Below are 24,558 nucleotides of genomic sequence, written 5' to 3' on the forward strand. Positions count from 1 at the left end.
GCACGATCTTAACGATGTGAGCCCATCGGTGCAAATTTCCGCAGAAAATGGCTGATCGGACTTGTTCGGCGTACAAGTGTACGCTATTGTGCGACTCGAAACTTACTATAGTGCGACTTACAGAGGTATTGAATGAAACGTGCAGTGATTACTGGCCTGGGCATTGTCTCCAGCATCGGTAATAACCAGCAGGAAGTCCTGGCATCTCTGCGTGAAGGACGCTCCGGGATCACTTTCTCTGAAGAGTTTAAAGATTCAGGTATGCGCAGCCACGTATGGGGTAATGTCAAACTGGACACCACCGGTTTGATTGACCGCAAAGTGGTTCGTTTCATGAACGATGCCTCTATTTATGCTTATCTCTCCATGCAGGAAGCGATCAAAGATTCCGGCCTGAGCGAAGAGGTTTATCAGAACAACCCGCGCGTGGGTCTGATTGCCGGTTCCGGCGGCTCATCAAAAGCGCAGGTTTTCGGTGCTGACGCAATGCGCAGCCCGCGTGGTCTGAAAGCGGTAGGTCCGTACGTGGTAACCAAAGCCATGGGTTCTGCGGTTTCCGCGTGCCTGGCGACCCCATTCAAAATCCACGGTGTGAACTACTCCATCAGCTCCGCGTGTGCGACGTCCGCACACTGCATCGGTAATGCTGTTGAGCAGATCCAACTGGGTAAACAGGACATCGTATTTGCTGGCGGCGGCGAAGAGCTGGGCTGGGAAATGGCCTGTGAATTCGACGCGATGGGCGCACTGTCCACCAAGTACAATGAAACCCCAGATAAAGCATCCCGTACCTATGATGCACACCGTGACGGTTTCGTTATCGCTGGCGGCGGCGGTATGGTTGTGGTTGAAGAGCTGGAACATGCGCTGGCACGTGGCGCGCACATCTATGCTGAGATCGTGGGCTACGGTGCAACGTCTGACGGCGCTGACATGGTTGCGCCATCTGGCGAAGGCGCGGTACGCTGCATGAAGATGGCGATGCACGGTGTTGATACCCCAATCGACTACCTGAACTCCCACGGTACCTCTACTCCGGTAGGCGACGTGAAAGAGTTGGGTGCAATCCGTGAAGTCTTCGGCGACAACCGCCCGGCTATCTCTGCAACCAAAGCCATGACCGGTCACTCTCTGGGTGCGGCTGGCGTGCAGGAAGCGATCTACTCTCTGCTGATGCTGGAAAATGGCTTTATCGCCCCAAGCATCAACATCGAAGAGATGGACGAGCAGGCTGCTGGCCTGAACATCGTGACCAAACCAATGGATGCGACACTGACCACCGTGATGTCCAACAGCTTCGGTTTCGGCGGTACTAACGCGACGCTGGTTATGCGTAAGCTGAAAGCATAAGTTTTATCTTTGATTCAAGAGGGGAGCCATAAGGCTCCCTTTTTTAATGCATTGACAACCAGCTGATCTTACAGGCAGACTTCACACCTCAACATTATCCTCACGATAATGCGTAAGCGTTTAACGTCAACCAACGCACCTTAATCCTGGTAAACAGGTAGAGGGGGCGTGGCATTTCCCCGCCTTACTCTTCATTTCGGAGTAAAGCATGACTGTAATAACTCAAACAGAAACTACCCCTTCAGCGAACGTTTCGCTGTTCCGTATCGCTTTTGCGGTATTTCTGACCTATATGACCGTTGGCCTTCCGCTGCCGGTGATCCCGCTGTTCGTTCATCAGGAACTGGGCTATGGCAACACCATGGTTGGCATTGCTGTGGGCATTCAGTTTTTAGCCACGGTATTAACCCGAGGTTACGCCGGACGTCTGGCGGATCAACATGGTGCTAAACGTTCCGCACTGCAGGGGATGTTTGCTTGCGGGCTGGCAGGTGGTGCGTGGCTGCTGGCTGCTCTCTTGCCTGTCGACGCAGCATATAAATTTGCGCTGCTGGTGGTGGGCCGCTTAATCCTTGGCTTTGGTGAAAGCCAGCTGCTGACCGGCACCCTGACCTGGGGAATGGGGCTGGTGGGGCCTGCACGCTCCGGCAAGGTGATGTCCTGGAACGGCATGGCTATCTATGGTGCACTGGCCGCAGGCGCACCGCTTGGACTGCTCATTAATAGCCAGTTTGGATTTGCGGCGCTGGCCGCAACCACCATGGTTTTACCCCTGCTGGCGTGGGCGTTTAACGGCTCGGTGCGTAAAGTGCCTGCGCATAAAGGGGAACGACCTTCCTTGTGGAGCGTGGTCGGCCAAATCTGGCAGCCGGGTCTTGGCCTGGCACTGCAGGGCGTGGGATTTGCGGTGATTGGTACGTTCGTCTCGCTGTATTTCATGAGCCGTGGCTGGGCGATGGCGGGCTTTACCCTCACTGCCTTTGGTGGTGCGTTTGTGCTGATGCGGGTGCTGTTTGGCTGGATGCCGGATCGTTTTGGCGGTGTGAAAGTGGCGGTGGCGTCGCTGATGATAGAAACCGTTGGCTTGCTGCTGCTGTGGAACGCGCCAGCCGCGTCTGTTGCACTGATCGGCGCAGCACTCACCGGTTGCGGTTGTTCACTGATCTTCCCGGCGCTCGGCGTTGAAGTTGTGAAGCGTGTTGCCCCACAGGTACGCGGTACAGCATTGGGCGGCTATGCGGCGTTTCAGGATATCTCATATGGTGTCACCGGGCCGCTGGCGGGGCTGTTAGCCACCTCGTTTGGCTATCCGTCTGTGTTCCTGGCCGGAGCGGTTTCTGCGGTGGTTGGGATTATTGTGACGCTGGTGGCGTTTCGCAGGACTTGAGCCGTTGTAGGCCCGGTAAGCGCAGCGCCACCGGGCAAAACCTCAGGCAACCAGCCAGAAAATTGCCAGCGCAATCATCAGCGCAATAAACAACAGTCCCGGACGGGCAGACAGCGTTCTGAACGTCTCCACAACGGGCGCAAACAGCGGGCTGTAGATCGGCTGAATGTTTCTTACCTCTGGGGCGCCACCTTCCCGTTCCGCGCGACGAACGAAGATCTGATTGAGCAGATCCTGCACCTGTGCGGTGGTCAGAACCGTTTGCGGTGTGGCCTGCCAGTTCTGCTGGGCGTAATCCCGCATCGCATCGAATTCGTGCGGCTCAAGCGGTTGTTTCAGCGCTGCCTGCACGGTGTGCAGGGTCGGAGCATTCTGGGTGCTGAGTGTCTGGCGCGCCTGTAGCCAGGTCACCAGATGGGTAAACTGTTTCGCCGGGATCAGCTCGCCGGCTTTCACCCCGGACAACTCCAGCATGGATTGCCAGATAAGCTTCGTCGGTTCGCCGGTGGCAGCGGCAAGCTTTGTCACCATTTGCTTGAGCGTGTTGTGCTCAGCCGGCAGCAGCGGACGCTCGGTCGCCGGGCGTATCTGAGGCTGCGGAATAGACAACTGGTTGGTTTGCAGCAGCGTCAGCACGGTTTTTAGCTGGTCTGGGGTCAGCTGGCCGAGGGCGGTTTGACCATACTGCTGGCGAATGAAATCACTCACCGCCTGGCGGTTATTGCCCTGACCCAGCAGCTCCGTCAACTGAGCGACAATCTGGCGCGTGGTGTGATTCTGCTGTGCAGTGTTAATACGCTGGTTCAGGTTTTGCTCGGCAGCCGGAAAATGACGCGACTGCAGTGGTGCGTCGTTCCTCACGCCTAAATCATGCTTTACCCCTGCCCAGACTTCCGCATTTTGCTGTGAAGTCAGCGCAATCAGGCGCGTGATAAGTCGCTCCAGCACGGTGCGCTGTTGCGTGGATAGCGGTTGTTCACCTGCAACGTTTGGCGTGACAGGGCCTTCACCCGGGGGGCGTGGCGGCGTACCTGAAATGGGCTGCATCGTCAAAAATCCTTAAAGTCAAAACTCAGCGTAAACCTGGCATACGTATATGCCTGGCGGCCAGATTATGGCACACTTGGCAGGTTTTCTTCCTCTCAAACAGGTACTCAGACGTGAAAATCCTCGTTGATGAAAATATGCCTTATGCCCGTGAGCTGTTTAGCCGCCTGGGTAACGTTAAGGCTGTCCCTGGTCGTCCAATCCCGGTTAACGAACTGGATGATGCAGATGCACTGATGGTGCGCTCGGTGACCAAAGTAAATGAGGCGTTGCTCGCCGGTAAAGCGATTAAGTTCGTCGGGACCGCAACGGCAGGGACCGATCATGTGGATGACAAATGGCTTAAGCAGGCGGGGATCGGTTTTTCCGCCGCGCCGGGCTGTAACGCCATTGCTGTAGTGGAATACGTTTTTTCCTCCCTGCTGATGCTTGCTGAGCGTGATGGTTTTGCGCTGCAGGATCGTACCGTAGGGATTGTCGGTGTGGGTAATGTGGGTGGACGTCTGCAAAAACGTCTGGAAGCGTTGGGTATTCGTACTCTGCTGTGCGACCCTCCGCGCAAAGACAACGGTGAGGAAGGGGATTTCCGCCCGCTGGATGAACTGGTTGAACAGTGCGATGTGATCACTTTCCACACGCCGCTGTTTAAAGAAGGGCCGTATAAGTCGCTGCATCTTGCCGACGAAACCCTGATCCGTCGTCTGAAGCCTGGCACTATTCTGATAAATGCCTGCCGCGGTCCGGTGGTGGATAATGCCGCGCTGCTGACATGTCTGAATGATGGACAAGACCTCAGCGTGGTGCTGGACGTCTGGGAGCCAGAACCGGATCTCAACGTTGAGCTGCTTAGCAAGGTGGACGTGGGTACTGCGCATATCGCCGGTTACACCCTCGAGGGGAAAGCGCGCGGCACGACTCAGGTCTTCGAAGCCTACAGTGCTTTTATTGGACATCCGCAGCAGGTCGCGCTGGATACCTTACTGCCTGCACCAGAATTTGGTCGCATTACTCTGCATGGTCCGCTCGATCAGGCAACGCTGAAAAGGCTGGTGCATTTGGTGTATGATGTGCGCCGCGATGATGCGCTACTGCGTAAGGTGGCGGGGATCCCGGGAGAGTTTGACAAGCTGCGCAAAAACTATGTAGAGCGCCGCGAGTGGTCCTCTCTGTATGTGATTTGCGATGACGCAAAGGCTGCAACGCTGCTGCATAAACTGGGTTTTAACGCCGTACATCACCCGGCGCATTAATGTCTTCTTAATGCTCCCTGTCGGATACTCCGACAGGGACGCTTTTTTATTTCTGGAGTAAACCACCATGTCTGAAGGCTGGAACATTGCCATTTTAGGTGCCACGGGTGCCGTGGGCGAAGCCCTGCTCGAAACCCTTGCTGAGCGTCAGTTCCCGGTGGGCGATATCTATGCGCTGGCGCGTACCGATAGCGCGGGTGAGCATCTGCGTTTCAACAGTAAATCCGTGATGGTTCAGGATGCGGCAGCGTTCGACTGGACGCAGGCGCAACTGGCATTTTTCGCCGCTGGCGCTGAAGCCACAGCCGCATACATTGAAGAGGCGACTAACGCGGGCTGTCTGGTGATCGACCTGAGCGGTCTTTTCTCTATGGAGCCAGACGTGCCGCTGGTGGTGCCGGACGTGAACCCGTTTGTGCTGGCTGATTACCGTAACCGCAATATCATCGCGGTACCAAACAGCCTGACCAGCCAGTTGCTGACCGCCCTGAAACCGCTGATCGACGATGGTGGCCTGTCGCGTATTACGGTGACCAGCCTGCTCTCGGTTTCTGCCAATGGCAAAAAAGCCGTCGATGCGCTGGCCGGTCAGAGCGCGAAGCTGTTGAACGGTATCCCGATTGACGAAGACGATTTCTTTGGTCGTCAGCTGGCGTTCAACATGCTGCCATTGCTGCCGGATCGCGAAGGTTCCGTGCGCGAAGAGCGCCGGATCGTCGATGAAGTCCGTAAAATTCTGCAGGACGATGGCCTGATGATCTCCGCGAACGTTGTGCAGTCCCCGGTCTTCTACGGTCACGCGCAGATGGTAGGTTTTGAAGCGCTGCGTCCGCTGGCAGCAGAAGAAGCGCGCGATGCGTTTGGTCGTGGGGAAGACATTGTGCTTTCCGAAGAGAGCGAGTTCCCGACGCAGGTGGGCGACGCAACCGGTAGCGCACATCTTTCCGTTGGCTGTGTGCGTAACGATTACGGTATGCCGGAGCAGGTTCAGTTCTGGTCAGTTGCTGATAACGTTCGCTTTGGCGGTGCGCTGATGGCGGTTAAAATCGCTGAGAAACTGGTACAGGAGTACCTGTACTGATGTCAGACGTGGATCAAAAGCCAGTTCATAAAATTGCCCTCGGCATTGAGTACGATGGCAGTAAATATTATGGCTGGCAGCGTCAAAATGAGGTGCGTAGCGTCCAGGAAAAACTGGAAAAAGCGCTCTCTCAGGTGGCAAATGAACCCATTAACGTCCTGTGTGCAGGACGTACGGACGCGGGTGTTCATGGCACGGGGCAGGTGGTTCACTTTGAAACCACTGCCGTGCGTAAAGATGCCGCCTGGACGCTGGGTGTAAATGCGAATTTACCTGGTGACATTGCCGTTCGTTGGGTGAAAGCTGTGCCGGATGATTTTCACGCGCGTTTTAGCGCCACGGCGCGTCGCTACCGTTATGTCATCTACAATCAGCGTCTGCGTCCGGCGGTGTTAAGCCAGGGCGTGACGCATTTTTATGAACCGCTTGATGCAGAACGTATGCATCGTGCGGCGCAGTGTCTGATTGGTGAAAATGACTTTACCTCGTTTCGTGCGGTGCAGTGTCAGTCCCGCACGCCGTGGCGTAATGTCATGCACATAAACGTCAGCCGTTTTGGCGCGTATGTGGTGGTGGATATCAAAGCCAATGCCTTTGTACATCATATGGTGCGGAATATTGTGGGCAGCCTGATGGAAGTAGGCGCCGGACACCAGCCGGAGAGCTGGATTGCAGAACTGCTTGCAGCGAAGGACAGAACGCTTGCGGCAGCAACGGCGAAAGCGGAAGGGCTGTATCTGGTCTCGGTAGACTACCCGGATCGGTTTGACCTGCCGAAACCGCCAATGGGTCCGCTATTTTTGGCGGACTAAACAAAGGTGCAATTAGGGCTTAAACAATATGGACGTAATTCGTTTTTTAATTGATTTCATCCTGCATATTGATGTTCACCTGGCGGAGCTTGTCGCACAGTATGGCGTCTGGGTTTACGCTATTCTGTTCCTCATTCTGTTCTGTGAAACCGGTCTGGTCGTTACCCCGTTTTTACCTGGGGATTCGCTGTTGTTCGTCGCCGGGGCGTTATCAGCATTACCGACCAATGATTTGAATGTGCATCTGATGGTTGTACTGATGGTGATTGCCGCCATTGTGGGTGATGCGGTCAACTATACGATTGGACGAGTATTTGGTGAGCGGCTTTTCAGTAACCCAGACTCGAAAATTTTCCGTCGTAGTTATTTAGACAAGACCCATGCGTTTTATGAGCGCCATGGCGGAAAAACCATTATCCTTGCGCGCTTTGTGCCTATTGTGCGTACATTTGCACCGTTTGTGGCGGGAATGGGACATATGTCCTATCGTCACTTTGCGGCATACAACGTGGTTGGCGCGCTGCTGTGGGTACTGCTGTTTACCTATGCAGGCTACCTGTTTGGCGATCTTCCGGTGGTGCAGGAAAACCTTAAGTTACTGATTGTAGCGATTATTGTGCTTTCTGTACTGCCTGGCGTGATTGAAATTATTCGTCACAAACGGGCGGCAGCAAAACAAGCGAAGTAAATGCACACTGGCGGTTCGACCACTTTTTTATCCAAAGTTTCGGGCTGTTATGTTTTAATGTGCAACATTCATGGTCTGTTGGAGGCAAAAATGGCATTATTCGCCTCTTATAGCAAAACTGGCATACGACCAGGTTCAGGCAGAAAGGTTATCAATGAGCTGGATTGAACGAATTAAAAGCAACATTACCCCAACGCGCAAAGCGAGCATTCCTGAAGGGGTATGGACGAAGTGTGATAGCTGCGGCCAGGTTCTGTATCGCGCAGAGCTGGAACGCAACCTAGAGGTGTGTCCGAAGTGTGACCACCACATGCGTATGTCGGCGCGCAACCGCCTGCATAGCCTGCTGGACGAAGGTTCTCTGGTAGAACTGGGTAGCGAGCTTGAGCCAAAAGACGTGCTGAAGTTCCGCGATTCCAAAAAATACAAAGATCGTCTGGCCTCTGCACAGAAAGAGACCAGCGAGAAAGACGCGCTGATCGTCATGAAAGGCACCCTGCATGAGATGCCGGTTGTTGCCGCTGCGTTTGAGTTCTCCTTTATGGGCGGCTCAATGGGCTCTGTGGTGGGTGCGCGTTTTGTGCGTGCCGTTGAGCAGGCGCTTGAAGACAACTGCCCGCTGATCTGCTTCTCTGCCTCTGGCGGTGCGCGTATGCAGGAAGCGTTGATGTCTCTGATGCAGATGGCGAAAACCTCTGCTGCACTGGCAAAAATGCAGGAGCGTGGTCTGCCTTACATCTCTGTGCTGACCGACCCAACCATGGGTGGCGTCTCCGCAAGCTTCGCGATGCTGGGCGATCTGAACATCGCTGAGCCAAAAGCGCTGATCGGCTTTGCGGGTCCTCGCGTTATCGAGCAGACCGTGCGTGAAAAACTGCCGCCGGGCTTCCAGCGCAGTGAGTTCCTCATTGAGAAAGGCGCCATCGACATGATCGTCCGCCGTCCGGAAATGCGCCTGAAGCTGGCGAGCATTCTGGCGAAGCTGATGAACCTGCCAGCGCCAAACCCGGATGAGCCGCGCGAAGGCGTGGTGGTACCGGATCAGGAACCCGAGGCCTGATAACTGAAAAGGGCAGGGCCGGTTGGCGCTGCCCTTTTGCTTTCTAAACTGTTAATGACAACCGGGCACCATGGAAAATAAAAGCATTCCCCAAGCCACGTCGCCCCTGGCCGCGTGGCTTTCTTATCTGGAAAACCTGCACAGTAAAACCATTGATATGGGCCTTGAGCGCGTAAGCCAGGTCGCTGCGCGTCTTGATGTGCTGAAACCTGCGCCTTTCGTTTTTACTGTCGCGGGCACCAACGGTAAAGGGACGACCTGCCGTACGCTGGAATCCATTCTGATGGCTGCGGGTTATAAGGTTGGCGTTTACAGCTCTCCACACCTGGTACGCTATACCGAACGGGTTCGCGTGCAGAACAGCGAGTTGCCGGAATCGGCACATACGGCCTCGTTCGCGGAAATTGAAGCCGCGCGCGGTGAGATCTCATTAACCTATTTCGAATTCGGTACGCTTTCGGCGCTGTGGCTGTTCAAACAAGCACAACTCGATGTGGTGATCCTTGAGGTTGGCCTCGGCGGACGTCTTGATGCCACCAATATGGTGGATGCGGATGTGGCGGTGATCACCAGTATCGCGCTGGATCATACCGACTGGCTGGGGCCGGATCGTGAAAGCATTGGCCGTGAGAAGGCCGGTGTTTTCCGGGCAGATAAGCCTGCCGTGGTCGGCGAGCCGGATATGCCGCATACCATTGCGGATGTGGCAAACGAGAAGGGCGCGCGTCTGCTGCGTCGCGACGTTGACTGGCAATATGAAGTGCTGAACCATGGCTGGCGCTTTAGCGATGCGCAGGGAGCGCTGGATAACCTGCCGTTACCGCAGGTGCCACAGCCTAACGCGGCAACGGCACTGGCGGCACTGCGCGCCAGCGGTCTCGCGGTCAGTGAACAGGCAATCCGCGATGGTATACAGAACGCGATTCTGCCCGGGCGTTTTCAGATCGTCAGCGAGTCACCGCGTCTCATTCTGGATGTGGCCCATAACCCACATGCGGCGGCTTATCTTGCCGGACGTCTTAAATCGTTACCAAAAACCGGGCGCGTACTGGCAGTTATCGGTATGCTTCATGATAAAGATATCGGCGGGACGCTGGCCTGCATGGAGAGTGTGGTCGATAGCTGGTATTGTGCTCCTCTGGAGGGGCCGCGTGGCGCAACAGCTGAGCAACTGATGGAACATCTTGGCAAAGGCGCAATCTACAATAGCGTGGCTCAGGCCTGGCATGCCGCGATGGCGGATGCTAAACCAGAAGATACCGTGCTGGTGTGTGGCTCATTCCACACCGTAGCACATGTCATGGAAGTGATGGACGCGGGGAGAACCGGTGGCGAGTAAGTTTCAGAACCGTTTAACAGGAACCATTGTGCTGGTCGCGCTCGGGGTGATTATCCTCCCGGGTCTGCTCGACGGGCAGAAAAAGCATTATCAGGATGAGTTTGCCGCTATTCCGCTGGTCCCTAAACCGGGTGACCGCGATGAGCCGGATATGCTCCCTGCGGCGACGCAGGCGCTTCCTGCTCAGCCACCGGAAGGTGCGGCAGAAGAGATCCGTGCGGGCGATGCCGCAGCGCCGTCGCTCGACCCGTCTCGTCTGGCGGCAACGAGCAACAATGAGATCGACCCTGTGCCGGTAGAGCAGCCTAAACCTGTTGAAAAACCGAAGCCGGTCGACAAACCTCAGCCTAAACCACAGCGCGATAAAACAGCAGAACAGCTGGCCGCTGCTTCAGAGACAGCTCCGCCTGCGAAACCGGCTCAGCAAGAGGCTGCAGCCCCAACGGGCAAAGCTTACGTTGTGCAACTTGGTGCGCTGAAAAATGCGGATAAAGTCAATGAGGTAGTGGGGAAACTGCGCAGTGCGGGGTATCGTGTTTACACTTCACCTTCCACGCCGGTGCAGGGTAAAATTACCCGTATCCTCGTGGGGCCAGAGGCGTCTAAAGACGAACTGAAAGGTTCGCTCGGCGAGCTGAAGCAGATCTCCGGTCTGAGTGGTGTAGTGATGAGCTACAGCGCTAACTAAGTACGACCTGCTCCTGAAAGAGAGAGGCGATAGGCCACGGCGTTGAACATTTTTTCAGCGCCTTTTTTATTTACGCGCGGGAAGGAAATCCCTACGCAAACGTTTTCTTTTTCTGTTAGAATTCGCCCCGAACTGGATGACAGGGCGTTAAATCGTGGGACACATATGGTCTGGATTGATTACGCCATCATTGCGGTGATTGGTTTTTCCTGTCTGGTTAGCCTGATCCGTGGCTTTGTTCGTGAAGCGTTATCGCTGGTGACATGGGGTTGTGCTTTCTTTGTTGCCAGTCATTACTACACTTACCTGTCTGTCTGGTTCACGGGCTTTGAAGATGAACTGGTCCGAAATGGAATCGCTATCGCGGTGCTGTTTATCGCGACGCTGATTGTTGGCGCTATCGTGAATTACGTGATAGGTCAGCTGGTCGAGAAAACCGGTCTGTCAGGAACGGACAGGGTGCTCGGGATCTGTTTCGGGGCATTACGAGGCGTGCTGATTGTAGCCGCGATCCTGTTCTTCCTGGATACCTTTACCGGGTTCTCCAAAAGTGAAGACTGGCAGAAATCGCAGCTCATTCCAGAGTTCAGCTTCATCATCAGATGGTTCTTTGACTATCTGCAAAGCTCGTCGAGTTTTTTGCCCAGGGCATAAACCCTGAGATGTGGCTTAACGAGGAAAAGACGAATGTGCGGTATTGTCGGTATCGCCGGTTTCATGCCGGTAAACCAGTCGATTTATGACGCGTTAACGGTGCTTCAGCACCGTGGGCAGGATGCTGCGGGTATCATCACCATTGATGCAAACAACTGCTTCCGTTTACGTAAGGCGAATGGCCTGGTAAACGATGTGTTTGAAGCCCGCCATATGCAGCGTCTGCAAGGTAATATGGGGATCGGTCACGTTCGTTATCCTACTGCTGGCAGTTCCAGCGCCTCTGAGGCACAGCCTTTTTACGTCAACTCACCGTATGGCATTACCCTTGCCCATAACGGTAACCTGACCAACGCGCACGAGCTGCGTAAAAAGCTGTTTGAAGAGAAACGTCGCCACATTAACACCACCTCTGATTCAGAAATCCTGCTCAATGTGTTCGCCAGCGAGCTGGATAACTTCCGTCACTATCCGCTGGAAGCAGACAACATCTTTGCTGCCATTGCTGCCACAAACCGCCAGATCCGTGGTGCGTACGCCTGTGTGGCGATGATTATCGGTCACGGCATGGTGGCCTTCCGCGATCCAAACGGCATTCGTCCGCTGGTGCTCGGCAAGCGCGACCTGGGCGATGGTCGTACTGAATATATGGTTGCCTCTGAGAGCGTGGCGCTGGATACCCTGGGCTTTGAATTCCTGCGTGACGTTGCGCCAGGTGAAGCCGTGTATATCACCGAGAAGGGACAGCTGTTTACCCGCCAGTGTGCAGATAACCCGGTCAGCAACCCGTGCCTGTTCGAATACGTTTACTTCGCCCGTCCGGACTCGTTCATCGACAAGATTTCCGTTTACAGCGCGCGCGTCAACATGGGCACCAAGCTGGGTGAGAAAATTGCCCGCGAGTGGGATGACCTCGACATCGACGTGGTTATTCCTATCCCGGAAACGTCCTGCGATATCGCCCTGGAAATCGCCCGCATTCTGGATAAGCCGTACCGTCAGGGCTTTGTGAAGAACCGCTACGTTGGCCGTACCTTCATCATGCCAGGCCAGCAGTTACGCCGTAAGTCCGTGCGTCGCAAACTGAACGCTAACCGCGCGGAATTCCGCGACAAAAACGTTCTGCTGGTGGATGACTCCATCGTCCGTGGCACGACTTCAGAGCAGATTATCGAGATGGCGCGTGAAGCAGGTGCGAAGAAAGTCTATCTTGCTTCCGCAGCGCCAGAAATTCGCTTCCCGAACGTGTATGGTATTGATATGCCAACCGCTAACGAGCTGATTGCTCACGGTCGCGAAGTGGACGAGATTCGCCAGATTATTGGTGCCGATGGCCTGATTTTCCAGGATCTGAACGATCTCATCGACGCAGTGCGTGCTGAGAACCCAGAGATTCAGCAGTTCGAATGCTCCGTGTTCAACGGCGTCTACGTGACCAAAGATGTTGACCAGCAGTACCTCGACTATCTGGATTCGCTGCGCAACGACGATGCGAAAGCCGTCCAGCTGCAAAACGATCTCGAAAGTTTAGAGATGCACAACGAAGGTTGATGTCTCTGCAAGTGAGGGTATTCGCCCTCACTTGCAACTCCCCGCAAAATCCTGCACAGTCTGCCCTGAAATCAGTAAGGGCGAAAATCATGAAACGACTCATTGTTGGGCTCAGCGGTGCCAGTGGCGCGATTTACGGCGTACGTCTGTTACAGGTTCTGCGTAACGTGGCGGAAGTGGAAACCCATCTGGTGATGAGTCAGGCGGCACGGCAAACGCTCTCTCTGGAAACCGATCTCTCCCTGCGTGACGTTCAGGCACTGGCAGATGTCGTTCACGATGCCCGCGATATCGCCGCCAGCATCTCTTCAGGCTCATTTAAAACCGCCGGCATGGTTATCCTGCCCTGTTCTATTAAAACGCTCTCCGGCATTGTGAACAGCTATACCGACACGCTGGTGACGCGCGCGGCAGATGTGGTGTTGAAAGAACGCCGCCCTCTTGTGCTTTGTGTGCGGGAAACACCGCTGCATCTGGGCCACTTGCGCTTAATGACCCAGGCCGCCGAGCTGGGTGCGGTGATCATGCCACCGGTACCGGCGTTTTATCATCGCCCAACCTCACTGGATGACGTGATTAACCAGACCGTTAACCGCGTACTGGATCAGTTTGATATCGACCTGCCCGAAGATCTGTTCACTCGCTGGCAGGGTGCTTGATTCTGTGCACAAACAAGGTGCATGAAAAGAGACGTTGCCCTGTTTCAGGGCAATTATGCAACGGCGATCATATCCTCGACATTTAATTCGTTTTTTCCCTTTTTCTCTTTCCGGTTCGTTCGGCAGACCTGCTATCTTTCACCATTAAGGCAATATCGCAACGTTTTATTAACATATTTAACGTCGAAGTTTTGACCAGACGGCAATGTGGCATAAGACCTGCAAGATGAAGCCTGCAACACAACACACAACACAATACATAATAAAATCACGGTACTTGAGGGTAAATGTATGAAGAAGACGGTTCTGGCTCTGTCTTTACTGGTGGGGTTAAGTGCGGCAGCAGGTAGCTACGCAGCGCTTCCACAGACAGTTCGTATCGGTACAGACGCAACCTACGCGCCATTCTCTTCCAAGGATGCGAAAGGCGATTTTGTGGGGTTTGATATCGACCTGGGAAATGAAATGTGCAAACGCATTGCGGTGAAATGCACATGGGTGGGCAGCGACTTCGACGCATTAATTCCGTCGCTGAAAGCCAAGAAAATCGACGCCATTATCTCTTCTCTCTCCATCACCGAAAAGCGTCAGCAGGAGATTGCCTTCTCTGACAAGCTCTACGCCGCAGATTCTCGTCTGATTGCGCCGAAAGGTTCCCCTATCAAGCCAACCATTGACTCGCTGAAAGGCAAGCATGTCGGTGTGCTTCAGGGGTCAACTCAGGAAGGTTACGCCAATGCAAACTGGCGTGAGAAGGGCGTAGACGTCGTCGCGTACCAGAACCAGGATTTGATTTACTCTGACCTGGCAGCAGGTCGTCTGGATGCGGCATTCCAGGATGAAGTGGCTGCAAGCGAAGGCTTCCTGAAGCAGCCTGCGGGTAAAGACTACGCGTTTGCAGGCCCGTCAGTGAAGGACAAAAAGTACTTTGGTGACGGTACCGGTATTGGCCTGCGCAAGGATGATACCGAGCTGAAAGCCGCCTTTGACAAAGCGTTCGAAGAGCTGCGTAAAGACGGTACTTACGACAAACTGGCGAAGAAATACTTCGACTTCAACGTTTACGGCGACTGATGCCTGACGGATATGCACCATAAAGGTGCGCCTCGGGAGTGAATGATCCACTACGGTGCATTTATTGCACTGTATTGGATCGTCATGTGCATACTTAAGCATTTATAATGCAAAAAATCCCAGCTGAAGGGCATTAATCTTTGCCTGTCAGAGGGGATTGATGGCACATTAGCACCACCCCGTCGTCGTAAAAATCCCGTATGAAGACAGTTTGTTGAGGACAGATATGAAAAAACTCGTGTTGTCACTATCTCTGGTACTGGCCTTTTCCAGCGCCACCGCGGCATTCGCAGCAATTCCGCAGAAAATTCGTATTGGTACTGATCCTACCTATGCTCCGTTTGAGTCAAAGAATTCTAAGGGTGAACTGGTTGGTTTTGACATCGATCTGGCCAATGAGCTGTGCAAACGCATCAAAGCACAGTGTACCTACGTTGAGAACCCACTGGACGCGTTGATCCCTTCTCTGAAAGCCAAAAAAATCGACGTGATTATGTCCTCGCTCTCTATCACCGAAAAACGCCAGCAGGAGATTGCCTTCACTGACAAACTCTACGCGGCCGATTCTCGTCTGGTGGTAGCTAAATCGTCTGACATTCAACCAACACTGGAATCGCTGAAAGGCAAACGTGTTGGCGTACTGCAGGGCACCACGCAGGAAACCTACGGTAACGAACACTGGGCACCGAAAGGGATTGAAATTGTCTCGTATCAGGGCCAGGAAAATATCTACGCAGACCTGACGGCAGGCCGTATTGATGCGGCCTTCCAGGATGAAGTCGCGGCGAGCGAAGGCTTCCTGAAGACGCCGGTGGGTAAAGATTACAAGTTTGGCGGCCCGTCCATTAAGGATGTGAAGTTGTTTGGCGTGGGCACCGGTATGGGCCTGCGTAAAGAAGACAACGAATTACGTGAAGCGCTGAACAAAGCGTTTGCCGAAATGCGCGCTGACGGCACGTACGACAAACTGGCGAAAAAATACTTCGATTTTAATGTTTACGGCGGCTAATCGCCCCGTCAAATAACGTGCGGCCCCTCCCGAAGTGGGAGGGGAAAAGACACGGTTCCACCACTCACGATACGACAGGGCTCGCGGTATGCTGTACGGATTTTCTGGCGTTATTTTACAGGGCGCGCTTGTCACCCTTGAGCTGGCTATCAGCTCCGTGGTGCTGGCGGTGCTGATAGGTCTGGCGGGTGCCGGTGCGAAGCTTTCAGCTAACAAACCACTGGCGTTAATTTTTGAAGGCTATACCACGCTCATTCGCGGTGTTCCTGATCTGGTGCTGATGCTGCTTATCTTTTACGGTCTGCAGATTGCGCTGAACAGCGCGACGGACGCGATGGGCATGGGACAAATTGATATTGACCCGATGGTGGCTGGTATTATCACCCTCGGTTTTATCTACGGAGCCTACTTCACTGAAACTTTCCGCGGTGCTTACATGGCCGTGCCGAAAGGTCACATTGAGGCGGCAACCGCATTTGGTTTTACCTCCTCACAAACGTTTCGCCGAATCATGTTCCCGGCCATGATGCGCTACGCGCTTCCGGGTATCGGTAACAACTGGCAGGTTATCCTCAAAGCGACGGCGCTGGTCTCGCTGCTCGGTCTGGAAGACGTCGTTAAAGCGACTCAGCTGGCGGGCAAGAGCACCTGGGAGCCGTTCTACTTTGCGGTGGTCTGTGGTGTGATTTATCTGGTCTTTACGACCGTCTCCAATGGTGTGCTGCTTCTGCTCGAGCGTCGCTACTCCGTGGGTGTGAAGAGGGCTGACCTGTGATTGAGATTATTCAGGAATACTGGAAATCGCTGCTGTGGACAGATGGCTATCGCTTTACCGGCGTGGCGATTACGCTCTGGCTGCTGATCTCCTCCGTGGTGATGGGCGGCATTCTGGCGGTGTTTCTTGCCATTGGCCGCGTGTCGAACAATAAATATATCCAGTTCCCGATCTGGCTGTTTACCTATGTGTTTCGCGGCACACCGCTGTACGTGCAGCTGCTGGTGTTCTATTCGGGGATGTACACGCTGGAGATCGTAAAAGGCACTGAGATGCTGAATGCGTTCTTCCGCAGTGGCCTGAACTGTACGGTGCTGGCGTTGACGCTCAATACCTGCGCCTACACCACCGAGATTTTCGCGGGGGCAATTCGTTCCGTGCCTTACGGGGAAATCGAAGCGGCACGTGCGTACGGTTTCTCGTCAGTGAAACTTTACCGCTGCATTATTCTGCCGTCGGCGCTGCGTATCGCGCTACCGGCGTACAGTAACGAAGTTATTTTGATGCTGCACTCCACCGCGCTTGCCTTTACCGCGACGGTACCGGATCTGCTTAAAATTGCGCGCGATATTAACTCCGCGACCTATCAGCCGTTTACTGCGTTTGGCATTGCGGCAGTGCTCTATTTAATTATCTCTTATGTTCTGATTAGCCTGTTCCGTAAGGCTGAAAAACGCTGGTTACAGCATATAAAACCTTCTTCGACGCACTGAGAAAGATGATGGCTGAGAACAAATTAAACGTTATTGATTTGCACAAACGCTACGGCGAACATGAAGTGCTGAAAGGGGTGTCGCTGCAGGCGAATGCGGGCGACGTGATCAGTATCATCGGCTCATCCGGCTCGGGGAAAAGTACCTTCCTGCGCTGCATTAACTTCCTCGAAAAACCGAGTGAAGGCTCGATTGTGGTGAGCGGGCAGAATATCAATCTGGTACGTGATAAAGACGGTCAACTGAAGGTTGCAGATAAGAACCAACTGCGCCTGTTGCGTACGCGTCTGACCATGGTCTTCCAGCATTTCAATCTCTGGAGCCATATGACGGTGCTGGAGAACGTAATGGAAGCACCCGTTCAGGTGCTTGGCCTGAGCAAGCAAGAAGCCCGCGAGCGTGCGGTAAAATACCTGGCGAAAGTGGGTATCGACGAGCGCCAGCAGATGAAATACCCGGTGCATCTCTCCGGTGGTCAGCAGCAACGTGTGTCTATCGCCCGCGCGCTGGCGATGGAACCCGAGGTGCTGTTGTTCGACGAACCAACTTCCGCACTGGACCCTGAACTCGTTGGCGAAGTGCTGCGCATCATGCAGAAGCTGGCCGAAGAGGGGAAAACGATGGTGGTGGTAACGCACGAGATGGGCTTCGCCCGTAACGTCTCGAACCACGTTATCTTCCTGCATCAGGGGAAAATAGAAGAGCAGGGGCATCCGGACGAGGTGCTGGCAAATCCGCAAAGCCCGCGTTTGCAGCAGTTCCTGAAGGGCTCACTGAAGTAGATTTTTCCTTTCGCCCTCTCCCGGTGGGTGAGGGCATCAAACCGCCCCGCACTCAAGCCGATACACCCAGTCGTCATAGCGCACGCCGTCAATCTCATACGCCTTTTCCAGTACCTGCGTACGCACAAATCCGGCTTTCTCTAATACCCGCACCGAGCCGCCGTTATCCGCCAGCACATACGCGTTAATTGCTTTCACGCCAGTCTGATTAAACGCGTAATTACACACCGCGCGCAGTGCCTCGCTGGCGATGCCTTGTCCCTGAGCAGCAGGCACGACGGTATAGCCGATATCGGCCTCTTCACGATTCTCAGGGCTGATTTGCAGGCCAATATCACCAAGCGGCGTATCATCATCCTGGAAGCGAATGACAAATACATGAGCAGCAGCGAGTCGCGCGGCAAACACGCGTCGGGTCTCTTTTTCCGGCGCGATGGCGGCCATATAGCGCATGATGCTGCGATCTTCTCGCAGTGAGCGGAAGAAGGCCCAGTCAGAGGGTTCGAAAGGGGTGAGGTGAAGCCGGGGTGTGGTGATGGTTGCCATTATTACGCCATTTCATCTGGACATGGCGTATGAATGTAGCATATTCACCGCACCACATCCTCCAGCGCTTCTTCTAAGTCATACCAGCGGAACGCAAACCCGGCCGCTTCCAGCCGTTTTGGCAGCGCCCGTTGCCCGCCTAATGCCAGCACCGATGCTTCACCCATTATCAGGCGAATTACCGTTGCAGGGACACGTAAAATCGCCGGACGATGCAGGGCGTGCCCCAGCGCATGAGCAAACTGTTCATTACGCACCGGATACGGTGCAACCATATTAAATGGCCCGCGTAGATCGTTATCCAGCAGCCAGAGAATGCCGTTCACCATATCGTCAATGTGGATCCACGCCATATACTGGCGGCCATTACCGATTGGCCCGCCGAGCCCGAGCCTGAAAGGGGGAAGCATCTTCGCCAGAATGCCACCTTTCGGCGCAAGCACGACGCCGGTTCGCAACAGGCAGACACGGGTATGATCGCTCTGCGCGGCACAGGCAATGCGTTCCCACTGGGCGCAGAGTTTGTGGGTAAACTCGTTATGGGGCGGCTCTTCCTCGGTCACTACCACTTCGCCGAGATCGCCGTAATAGCCCACTGCTGAGCCTGAAATCAACACCGAAGGCGGCGTGTGGCTATTGCGAATAAGCTCGACCAGCTTTTCGGTAATGTTCCACCGACTGCTGCAAAGCAGCTGTTTTTGCTCTTCCGTCCAGCGTTTGTCGGCGATGGGTTCACCTGCCAGGTTGATGACTGCGTCAAAGCCGTCCAGATTTTGCTGCTCGGACAGATTTTTCCAGATGTCGATACCTGTCCCAAGCACCTGGCGCGCTTTCTCCGGGCTGCGCGTCACAACGGTAATGTCGTGATGCAGCGCCTGCAGGCGCGCAACGAGATGACGACCAATCAGTCCTGTACCGCCGGTCAGCAAAATCTTCATACAACCTCCAGGTTTACGCCTGGTGTTGCCAGCTTAACGTCATGGAGACGGAATCGGCGTAACGCAGGGCGTGAAGTTTATCGATCTCTACTTCAGCATAAGTGACCCAGTGATGTTCGCGTGCGATGTCGAGCACATCCTGAGTTAATTTTTCCAGCAGAGAGAAGCGGTTATTTTCCACGTACTGGATGATGTTTTTGGTTATCGTGCGGTAGTTCAGCGCATCATTAATGTCTTCACTGGCCCGCGCTTTATCTGCCGGGTAGTGGATGACCACATTAATGACAATATCCTGACGGTTGGCGATCTCTTCCTCTTTGATACCGATGAAGGTACGCAAGCGTAAATTTTTTATACGAATAATAGCGTCTGGCTGTGACATTGCAGGTCTTCTCCGTGTCAGTATTTCCTGCTCATAATACATGAGAGGTTCGCAGGCACCCAGCCTCATATCAGGTTAAATCTGCTGGATTTTTTGCATTGCGCGTTCGGTGGCCGGGCGGGTCCGAATACGCTCAAACCAGTTGTTCACTGCCGGGTAAGAGGCCAGGTCAATCCGGTGCTTTTCATAGGTATTCACCCATGGCCAGCAGGCAATATCAGCAATACTGTAATGATCGCCCCCGAGCCATGGCGTTTTCTCCAGTCGACGATTCAGGACACCGTAGAGCCGTTGAGTTTCAACCTGGTAGCGTTCTATCGCATAGGGAATGGGCTGCGGGGCGTAAGCGGTAAAATGGTGATTTTGCCCCAACATGGGACCCAGTCCGCTCGCCTGCCAGAACAGCCATTGCAAGGTATGGTGACGTTCGCGCAATTCACCGCTCAACAGTTTGCCGGTTTTTTCCGCCAGATAGAGCAAAATTTCACCGGATTCAAACAGACTCAATGGTCTGCCCCCATCTGCTGGCTGGTTATCAATGATGGCTGGAATTTTATTGTTTGGTGAGATAGCCAGAAAGAGAGGGCTGAATTGTTCACCTTTGCTGATATCCACGCGAATGATCCTGTAATCCAGTTCGGCTTCTTCAAGAAAGAGGGTGATCTTTTGGCCGTTTGGGGTAGGGGCATAATAAAGGTCGATCATTTTCAACGCCTCTCCATGTGAATAATGGTGTCATGAAAATGAGTATAGGTGGTTGTTGTAAATCGTGAGTTTTCATCAAGTGACAGCGAGGCAAAGAGATTATATGTTGAGTAAAAACCGATCAGCCTATGAGGATGTTATGAACCAGCCTGTAATCACGTTGTGGTCCGATGCGAATTTCTTTTCTCCCTATGTAATGAGCGTATATGTTGCGCTGGCCGAAAAAGGGCTCACTTTTACGCTGAAGACCGTTGATCTTGATGGTGGTGAACATCTCAAACCGCAGTGGCAGGGTTATGACCTGACCCGACGCGTACCGGTGCTGGAAATTGATGGATTTGCGCTGAGCGAATCGTCAGCGATTGATGAATATCTGGAAGATCGGTTCGCGCCACCAGAATGGGAGCGCATCTATCCTCACGATCTGCAAAAGCGTGCCAGGGCGAGGCAGATCCAGGCGTGGCTGCGTAGCGATCTGGTACCGATTCGTGTGGAACGCTCGACGGACGTCGTGTTTGCCGGGGTGAAAAAGCCAGCCCTGAGCGCAGAAGGCACAGAAAGCGCGCAAAAACTGATTGAAACCGCCACTTCACTGCTTGCGCATGGCAACCCGAACCTGTTTGGGGAGTGGTGTATTGCTGATACCGATCTGGCATTGATGTTAAACCGCTTGATCCTCAACGGCGATGAAGTGCCGCAACTGCTGGTGGATTATGCTGCGTTTCAATGGCAGCGAGCTTCTGTGCAGCGCTATGTGGCACTCTCCGCTAAGCGTGCGGGCTGATAACCCCTGGCGCTTCAGGTATGATAAGGGCAGTTTGTTTTCCCGAGGAGTGACTGATGAAACTGATGTTTGCGTCGGATATCCATGGATCGCTGCCCGCTACCGAGCGTGTTCTTTCCCTGTTTGCGCAAAACGGTGCGCAGTGGCTGATTATTTTGGGTGATGTGTTAAATCATGGCCCGCGTAATGCGCTGCCGGAAGGTTATGCCCCGGCGCAAGTGGCGGAAAAACTCAACCAGTCTGCCTCGCGCATCATCGCCGTTCGCGGCAACTGTGACAGCGAAGTGGACCAGATGCTGCTGCATTTTCCCCTTACCGCGCCGTGGCAACAGGTACTGCTGGAAAAAAGTCGCCTGTTTCTGACGCATGGGCATCTTTTTAGCCCGGATAATCTCCCGGCGCTGGCGGCTGGCGATGTCCTGGTTTACGGTCATACTCATATTCCGGTTGCTGAAAAGCGCGGTGAGATTTATCACTTTAACCCGGGGTCGGTAAGCATACCCAAAGGCGGATACCCTGCGAGCTATGGCATGCTCGATGGAAATACGTTAAGTGTTATCGCACTTAATGATCAGCAAGTTATTGCGCAGGTAGCGATTAATCCGTAAGTTACACCTCAACTGCAAACGCGCCGAAAGAGCGCTTAGACGAGAAGGTTTCCCGATGGTGGAGCAGAATCATTTGGCAAGTACAGAGTGGGTTGACATTGTCAGCGAAGAGAATGAAGTGATCGCGCAGGCCAGCCGCGAACAAATGCGTGCGGAGCGTCTGCGTCATCGTGCGACATATATCGTTGTTCACGACGGTATGGGTAAAATTCTGGTTCAGCGCCGCACGGACACCAAAGATTTTCTCCCGGGTATGCTGGATGCCACTGCAGGCGGTGTGGTCCAGGCAGATGAAGTGCTGCTGGATTCAGCGCGTCGTGAAGCGGAAGAAGAGTTAGGTATTGCGGGCGTACCGTTTGCCGAACATGGCCAGTTCTATTTCGAGGATGAAAACTGCCGTGTCTGGGGCGGGCTGTTTAGCTGCGTCTCTCACGGGCCGTTTGCCCTGCAGGAAGAAGAAGTCAGCGAAGTGAACTGGATGACGCCGGAAGAAATTACCGCGCGTTGCGACGAGTTCACTCCAGATTCATTAAAAGCGCTGGCACTGTGGATGAGCCGTAACGCGAATAACGAGTCGACCAAATCAGAGAAAGAGGAAGAGGCTGAGTAAGCCTTAGCAACTCTCTCTCAGACACAGACTGGACGCGATGGGTTTTTGATCGCGCCAGTCTCCGTCATTCAGACGCTCCAGTAATGCTTTCCCGGCTTCGATCCCAATCTTGCGATGGGGAACTGCCATCGTCGTCAGCGGTGGCTGACAGACACGGCTGACATCGCTATCGCCAAATCCCACTACCGCCAGATCGTCTGGTACCTTAATACGTCTGCGTTGACACTCATACAGAGCACCGCAGGCCAGTTCGTCTGAGACGCACACCAGCGCATCCAGCTCAGGCCACGCCAGCAGGAATTCGGGCAGTTGCGCGGCACCGGTCGAGAAAACTGGCGGCATGGCGGCGTTAATGACCCGGTTCGGTGACATATGGTGGCGAAGCATTGCTTTGTACCAGCCCTGTAAATGCTGCTGGAAAATCCACTGTTCCTGGTTGGCGCACAGCAGACCAATATTTTGATAGCCGCGTTTAATCACCATTTCCGTCAGTTCGTACATGGCTGCTACGTTATCAATCCCGATATTCATATCAATCGGATCGGCACGCATGGCCCCCATTTCCACCACCGGAATGGAGGCATTTTTCAACCAGTGGCGAACGGTGTCAGTATGTTCAACGCTGAGCAAAATGGCGGCGGCAATATTCGACGCCAGCAGTGTCTCCAGCAGCTTCTCTTCCTGTTCAAGACGATGCTGGGATTCTGCCAGCATGATCTGATAACCGGCAGGCTGCAGCACCTGCTGTAGCCCGGCGAACATCTCCGAGCAACCGGCCTCGGAGAGATTAGGAACGACCATCGCAATCGTCCATGACGAGGCTGAGGCCAGTGCACTGGCCGCAAGATTGGGCATATAACCCAACTCTTGCACCGCAGCTTCAATTTTTTCTCGCAGTTTATCGGAAACTTGTTCAGGCGTGCGGAGTGCACGGGACACGGTCATCGTGCCCACACCGGCTAGCTGTGCGACATCGGCGAGTGTCACTTTTCCGGTACTGCGCCGTTTTCGGGTTAGAGACATACACCTTCCTGCTGACCAGACGCGTTCTTATTTTCCTTCGTTTCACGTGACAGGCAGTATACGCCCTAAATCCCTTTTTTTGCTGTGATTTCACACCATGATTACAATTTGATAGCGCTATCACATTTCTGAATGTTAGCGATTGGTAGCGCTATCTTTGTGATCTTGATCGCAGTCAGGTATTGATGTGTTGAATAAAGTTTGCTCATCTTTTGCAGTGTGGCGGGAGTGAAAAGTGCTGAAAAAATGGATATATGATGCAACCATTACGATTCAGGAAAGCGTTGAAAGCTGGCCGCAGGCGCTGGAGATATGCGCAAAACCGTTGCTGGATCTGCAGGTTATCGCGCCGGAATACGTCACGGCGATCGTTGAGCAACATCGTACATTAGGACCTTACTATGTGCTGGCACCAGGGCTGGCGATGCCGCATGCGCGGCCGGAGGAAGGAGCCAAAGGATTGGGGCTGTCATTATTAAAACTAAAACAGGGCGTCTCGTTTGGTGCCGGTGAGTTTGACCCTGTCGATGTCATTATTATGCTCGCGGCGCCGGACAAACATAGCCATATCGAGATGATTTCTGCGCTGGCTGAGCTGTTTTCCAGCGATGAAGATATGGTCGAATTACATCAGGCGAATACCCTGGAGGAAATTAAAACGATTATTGACCGCTTCTGATTTAATTATTTAATCCGATTTTTACAACATTACGCACCGGCGTGATGGGGCGTGCTTTACTCAAAAAAAAGGGGACAACAATGAAAATCATGGCTATTTGCGGCTCTGGCCTGGGCAGTAGTTTTATGGTTGAAATGAATATTAAAAAGGTGCTCAAAAAGCTGGAGATTGAAGCTGAGGTTGAACACTCCGATCTCTCCTCGGCCACACCGGGCGCGGCCGACCTGTTCGTGATGGCAAAAGACATTGCGGCCAGCGCCAGCGTGCCGGAAAGCCAGCTGGTGGTGATCAACAACATCATCGACATCAACGAGCTTGAAGCGCAGCTGCGCGCCTGGTTCGAAAGACAATAACCCTGATAAGG

Annotated in this window: 28 protein-coding genes; 22 read left to right on the top strand and 6 right to left on the bottom strand. The window is 53.8% G+C overall.

Translation table 11 applies throughout. The features are described 5' to 3' along the window. Nucleotides 1–132 precede the first annotated feature (132 nt). Both fabB and V6E55_RS09565 read left to right on the top strand, forming a co-directional pair. Nucleotides 133–1,350, top strand: coding sequence for a beta-ketoacyl-ACP synthase I (fabB, locus tag V6E55_RS09560; RefSeq protein WP_316942706.1), 1,218 nt, complete (start codon nt 133–135; stop codon nt 1,348–1,350). Between the two features lie 208 nt (nt 1,351–1,558). After that, a complete protein-coding gene (locus V6E55_RS09565; RefSeq protein ID WP_129995270.1) occupies nt 1,559–2,737 on the top strand; it encodes an MFS transporter in 1,179 nt (392 codons plus the stop codon). Between the two features lie 42 nt (nt 2,738–2,779). On the opposite strand, the gene flk is transcribed toward V6E55_RS09565, so the two are convergent. Further along, nucleotides 2,780–3,784 (bottom strand): flagella biosynthesis regulator Flk, encoded by a 1,005-nt coding sequence (gene flk, locus V6E55_RS09570; RefSeq protein ID WP_316942707.1) that lies wholly within the window; start codon nt 3,782–3,784, stop codon nt 2,780–2,782. Between the two features lie 113 nt (nt 3,785–3,897). On the opposite strand from flk, the gene pdxB reads away from it, so the two are divergent. The 15 genes from pdxB (at nt 3,898) to hisP (ending at nt 17,919) form a co-directional block, all read left to right on the top strand. Then, nucleotides 3,898–5,034 (top strand): 4-phosphoerythronate dehydrogenase PdxB, encoded by a 1,137-nt coding sequence (gene pdxB / locus V6E55_RS09575; RefSeq protein ID WP_114977624.1) that lies wholly within the window; start codon nt 3,898–3,900, stop codon nt 5,032–5,034. Nucleotides 5,035–5,101: 67 nt separating this feature from the next. Then, nucleotides 5,102–6,115 carry an aspartate-semialdehyde dehydrogenase gene (locus V6E55_RS09580; RefSeq protein WP_114977625.1) on the top strand — a complete coding sequence of 338 codons (1,014 nt, stop codon included), beginning with the start codon at nt 5,102–5,104 and terminating at the stop codon, nt 6,113–6,115. After that, complete coding sequence (truA, locus tag V6E55_RS09585) at nt 6,115–6,927, top strand: tRNA pseudouridine(38-40) synthase TruA (RefSeq protein WP_028016212.1); 813 nt, start codon at nt 6,115–6,117, stop codon at nt 6,925–6,927. The genes V6E55_RS09580 and truA overlap by 1 nt, the downstream gene beginning before the upstream one ends. A 28-nt stretch (nt 6,928–6,955) precedes the next feature. After that, on the top strand, nt 6,956–7,615 hold the full coding sequence (locus V6E55_RS09590; protein ID WP_039263236.1) for a DedA family protein: 660 nt from the start codon (nt 6,956–6,958) through the stop codon (nt 7,613–7,615). A 154-nt stretch (nt 7,616–7,769) separates the two neighbouring features. Next, a complete protein-coding gene (gene accD / locus V6E55_RS09595; protein WP_114977626.1) occupies nt 7,770–8,675 on the top strand; it encodes an acetyl-CoA carboxylase, carboxyltransferase subunit beta in 906 nt (301 codons plus the stop codon). A gap of 70 nt (nt 8,676–8,745) precedes the next feature. Beyond that, nucleotides 8,746–10,014, top strand: a complete 1,269-nt coding sequence (folC, locus tag V6E55_RS09600; RefSeq protein WP_316942709.1) for a bifunctional tetrahydrofolate synthase/dihydrofolate synthase — start codon at nt 8,746–8,748, stop codon at nt 10,012–10,014. Further along, nucleotides 10,004–10,702 carry a cell division protein DedD gene (gene dedD / locus V6E55_RS09605; RefSeq protein WP_316942710.1) on the top strand — a complete coding sequence of 233 codons (699 nt, stop codon included), beginning with the start codon at nt 10,004–10,006 and terminating at the stop codon, nt 10,700–10,702. The genes folC and dedD overlap by 11 nt, the downstream gene beginning before the upstream one ends. Nucleotides 10,703–10,867: 165 nt before the next feature. Beyond that, complete coding sequence (cvpA, locus tag V6E55_RS09610; RefSeq protein WP_000262116.1) at nt 10,868–11,356, top strand: colicin V production protein; 489 nt, start codon at nt 10,868–10,870, stop codon at nt 11,354–11,356. 33 nt (nt 11,357–11,389) lie between these two features. Next, nucleotides 11,390–12,907: an amidophosphoribosyltransferase gene (gene purF / locus V6E55_RS09615; RefSeq protein ID WP_114977629.1), complete on the top strand. Its 1,518-nt coding sequence runs from the start codon at nt 11,390–11,392 to the stop codon at nt 12,905–12,907. Nucleotides 12,908–12,996: 89 nt separating this feature from the next. After that, the gene (locus V6E55_RS09620; RefSeq protein WP_047346638.1) at nt 12,997–13,566 is read left to right on the top strand and encodes a UbiX family flavin prenyltransferase; all 570 of its coding nucleotides are present in this window, start codon (nt 12,997–12,999) and stop codon (nt 13,564–13,566) included. Nucleotides 13,567–13,857: 291 nt separating this feature from the next. Next, nucleotides 13,858–14,640 carry a lysine/arginine/ornithine ABC transporter substrate-binding protein ArgT gene (argT, locus tag V6E55_RS09625; RefSeq protein WP_316942711.1) on the top strand — a complete coding sequence of 261 codons (783 nt, stop codon included), beginning with the start codon at nt 13,858–13,860 and terminating at the stop codon, nt 14,638–14,640. Nucleotides 14,641–14,866: 226 nt separating this feature from the next. Beyond that, a complete protein-coding gene (hisJ, locus tag V6E55_RS09630; RefSeq protein ID WP_008502592.1) occupies nt 14,867–15,649 on the top strand; it encodes a histidine ABC transporter substrate-binding protein HisJ in 783 nt (260 codons plus the stop codon). 88 nt (nt 15,650–15,737) lie between these two features. After that, entirely contained in the window at nt 15,738–16,424 is a 687-nt protein-coding gene (locus V6E55_RS09635; protein WP_114977630.1) for a histidine ABC transporter permease HisQ, read from the top strand. After that, nucleotides 16,421–17,137 (top strand): ABC transporter permease, encoded by a 717-nt coding sequence (locus tag V6E55_RS09640; RefSeq protein WP_028016219.1) that lies wholly within the window; start codon nt 16,421–16,423, stop codon nt 17,135–17,137. The genes V6E55_RS09635 and V6E55_RS09640 overlap by 4 nt, the downstream gene beginning before the upstream one ends. An 8-nt stretch (nt 17,138–17,145) precedes the next feature. Beyond that, nucleotides 17,146–17,919 (top strand): histidine ABC transporter ATP-binding protein HisP, encoded by a 774-nt coding sequence (gene hisP / locus V6E55_RS09645; protein WP_028016220.1) that lies wholly within the window; start codon nt 17,146–17,148, stop codon nt 17,917–17,919. A gap of 36 nt (nt 17,920–17,955) precedes the next feature. On the opposite strand, the gene V6E55_RS09650 is transcribed toward hisP, so the two are convergent. The 4 genes from V6E55_RS09650 to yfcG form a co-directional block, all read right to left on the bottom strand. After that, nucleotides 17,956–18,465 (bottom strand): GNAT family N-acetyltransferase, encoded by a 510-nt coding sequence (locus V6E55_RS09650; protein ID WP_129995276.1) that lies wholly within the window; start codon nt 18,463–18,465, stop codon nt 17,956–17,958. Nucleotides 18,466–18,509: 44 nt separating this feature from the next. Next, nucleotides 18,510–19,403, bottom strand: a complete 894-nt coding sequence (locus tag V6E55_RS09655) for a TIGR01777 family oxidoreductase (RefSeq protein WP_316942712.1) — start codon at nt 19,401–19,403, stop codon at nt 18,510–18,512. Nucleotides 19,404–19,416: 13 nt separating this feature from the next. Beyond that, the gene (folX, locus tag V6E55_RS09660; protein WP_028016226.1) at nt 19,417–19,785 is read right to left on the bottom strand and encodes a dihydroneopterin triphosphate 2'-epimerase; all 369 of its coding nucleotides are present in this window, start codon (nt 19,783–19,785) and stop codon (nt 19,417–19,419) included. A 75-nt stretch (nt 19,786–19,860) separates the two neighbouring features. Then, entirely contained in the window at nt 19,861–20,490 is a 630-nt protein-coding gene (gene yfcG, locus V6E55_RS09665) for a GSH-dependent disulfide bond oxidoreductase (RefSeq protein WP_129995277.1), read from the bottom strand. A 139-nt stretch (nt 20,491–20,629) separates the two neighbouring features. Here yfcG and yfcF point away from each other — a divergent pair, with 139 nt between their 5' ends. From yfcF to yfcD, 3 genes are read left to right on the top strand one after another with little or no spacing between them, the layout of a single operon-like run. Continuing rightward, a complete protein-coding gene (yfcF, locus tag V6E55_RS09670; protein ID WP_129995278.1) occupies nt 20,630–21,274 on the top strand; it encodes a glutathione transferase in 645 nt (214 codons plus the stop codon). Between the two features lie 56 nt (nt 21,275–21,330). Continuing rightward, nucleotides 21,331–21,882: a phosphodiesterase gene (gene yfcE / locus V6E55_RS09675; RefSeq protein ID WP_129995279.1), complete on the top strand. Its 552-nt coding sequence runs from the start codon at nt 21,331–21,333 to the stop codon at nt 21,880–21,882. Nucleotides 21,883–21,937: 55 nt separating this feature from the next. Next, complete coding sequence (gene yfcD, locus V6E55_RS09680) at nt 21,938–22,492, top strand: NUDIX hydrolase YfcD (RefSeq protein ID WP_028016230.1); 555 nt, start codon at nt 21,938–21,940, stop codon at nt 22,490–22,492. Nucleotides 22,493–22,495: 3 nt separating this feature from the next. On the opposite strand, the gene V6E55_RS09685 is transcribed toward yfcD, so the two are convergent. Continuing rightward, nucleotides 22,496–23,515 (bottom strand): LacI family DNA-binding transcriptional regulator, encoded by a 1,020-nt coding sequence (locus V6E55_RS09685; RefSeq protein WP_114977636.1) that lies wholly within the window; start codon nt 23,513–23,515, stop codon nt 22,496–22,498. A gap of 235 nt (nt 23,516–23,750) precedes the next feature. Here V6E55_RS09685 and V6E55_RS09690 point away from each other — a divergent pair, with 235 nt between their 5' ends. Continuing rightward, entirely contained in the window at nt 23,751–24,194 is a 444-nt protein-coding gene (locus V6E55_RS09690; RefSeq protein ID WP_129995280.1) for a PTS sugar transporter subunit IIA, read from the top strand. Between the two features lie 80 nt (nt 24,195–24,274). Next, nucleotides 24,275–24,547 carry a PTS sugar transporter subunit IIB gene (locus V6E55_RS09695; protein ID WP_003861447.1) on the top strand — a complete coding sequence of 91 codons (273 nt, stop codon included), beginning with the start codon at nt 24,275–24,277 and terminating at the stop codon, nt 24,545–24,547. Nucleotides 24,548–24,558: the final 11 nt, after the last annotated feature.

It is taken from the genome of Enterobacter sp. 342 (assembly GCF_036663495.1).
GTDB lineage: Bacteria > Pseudomonadota > Gammaproteobacteria > Enterobacterales > Enterobacteriaceae > Enterobacter.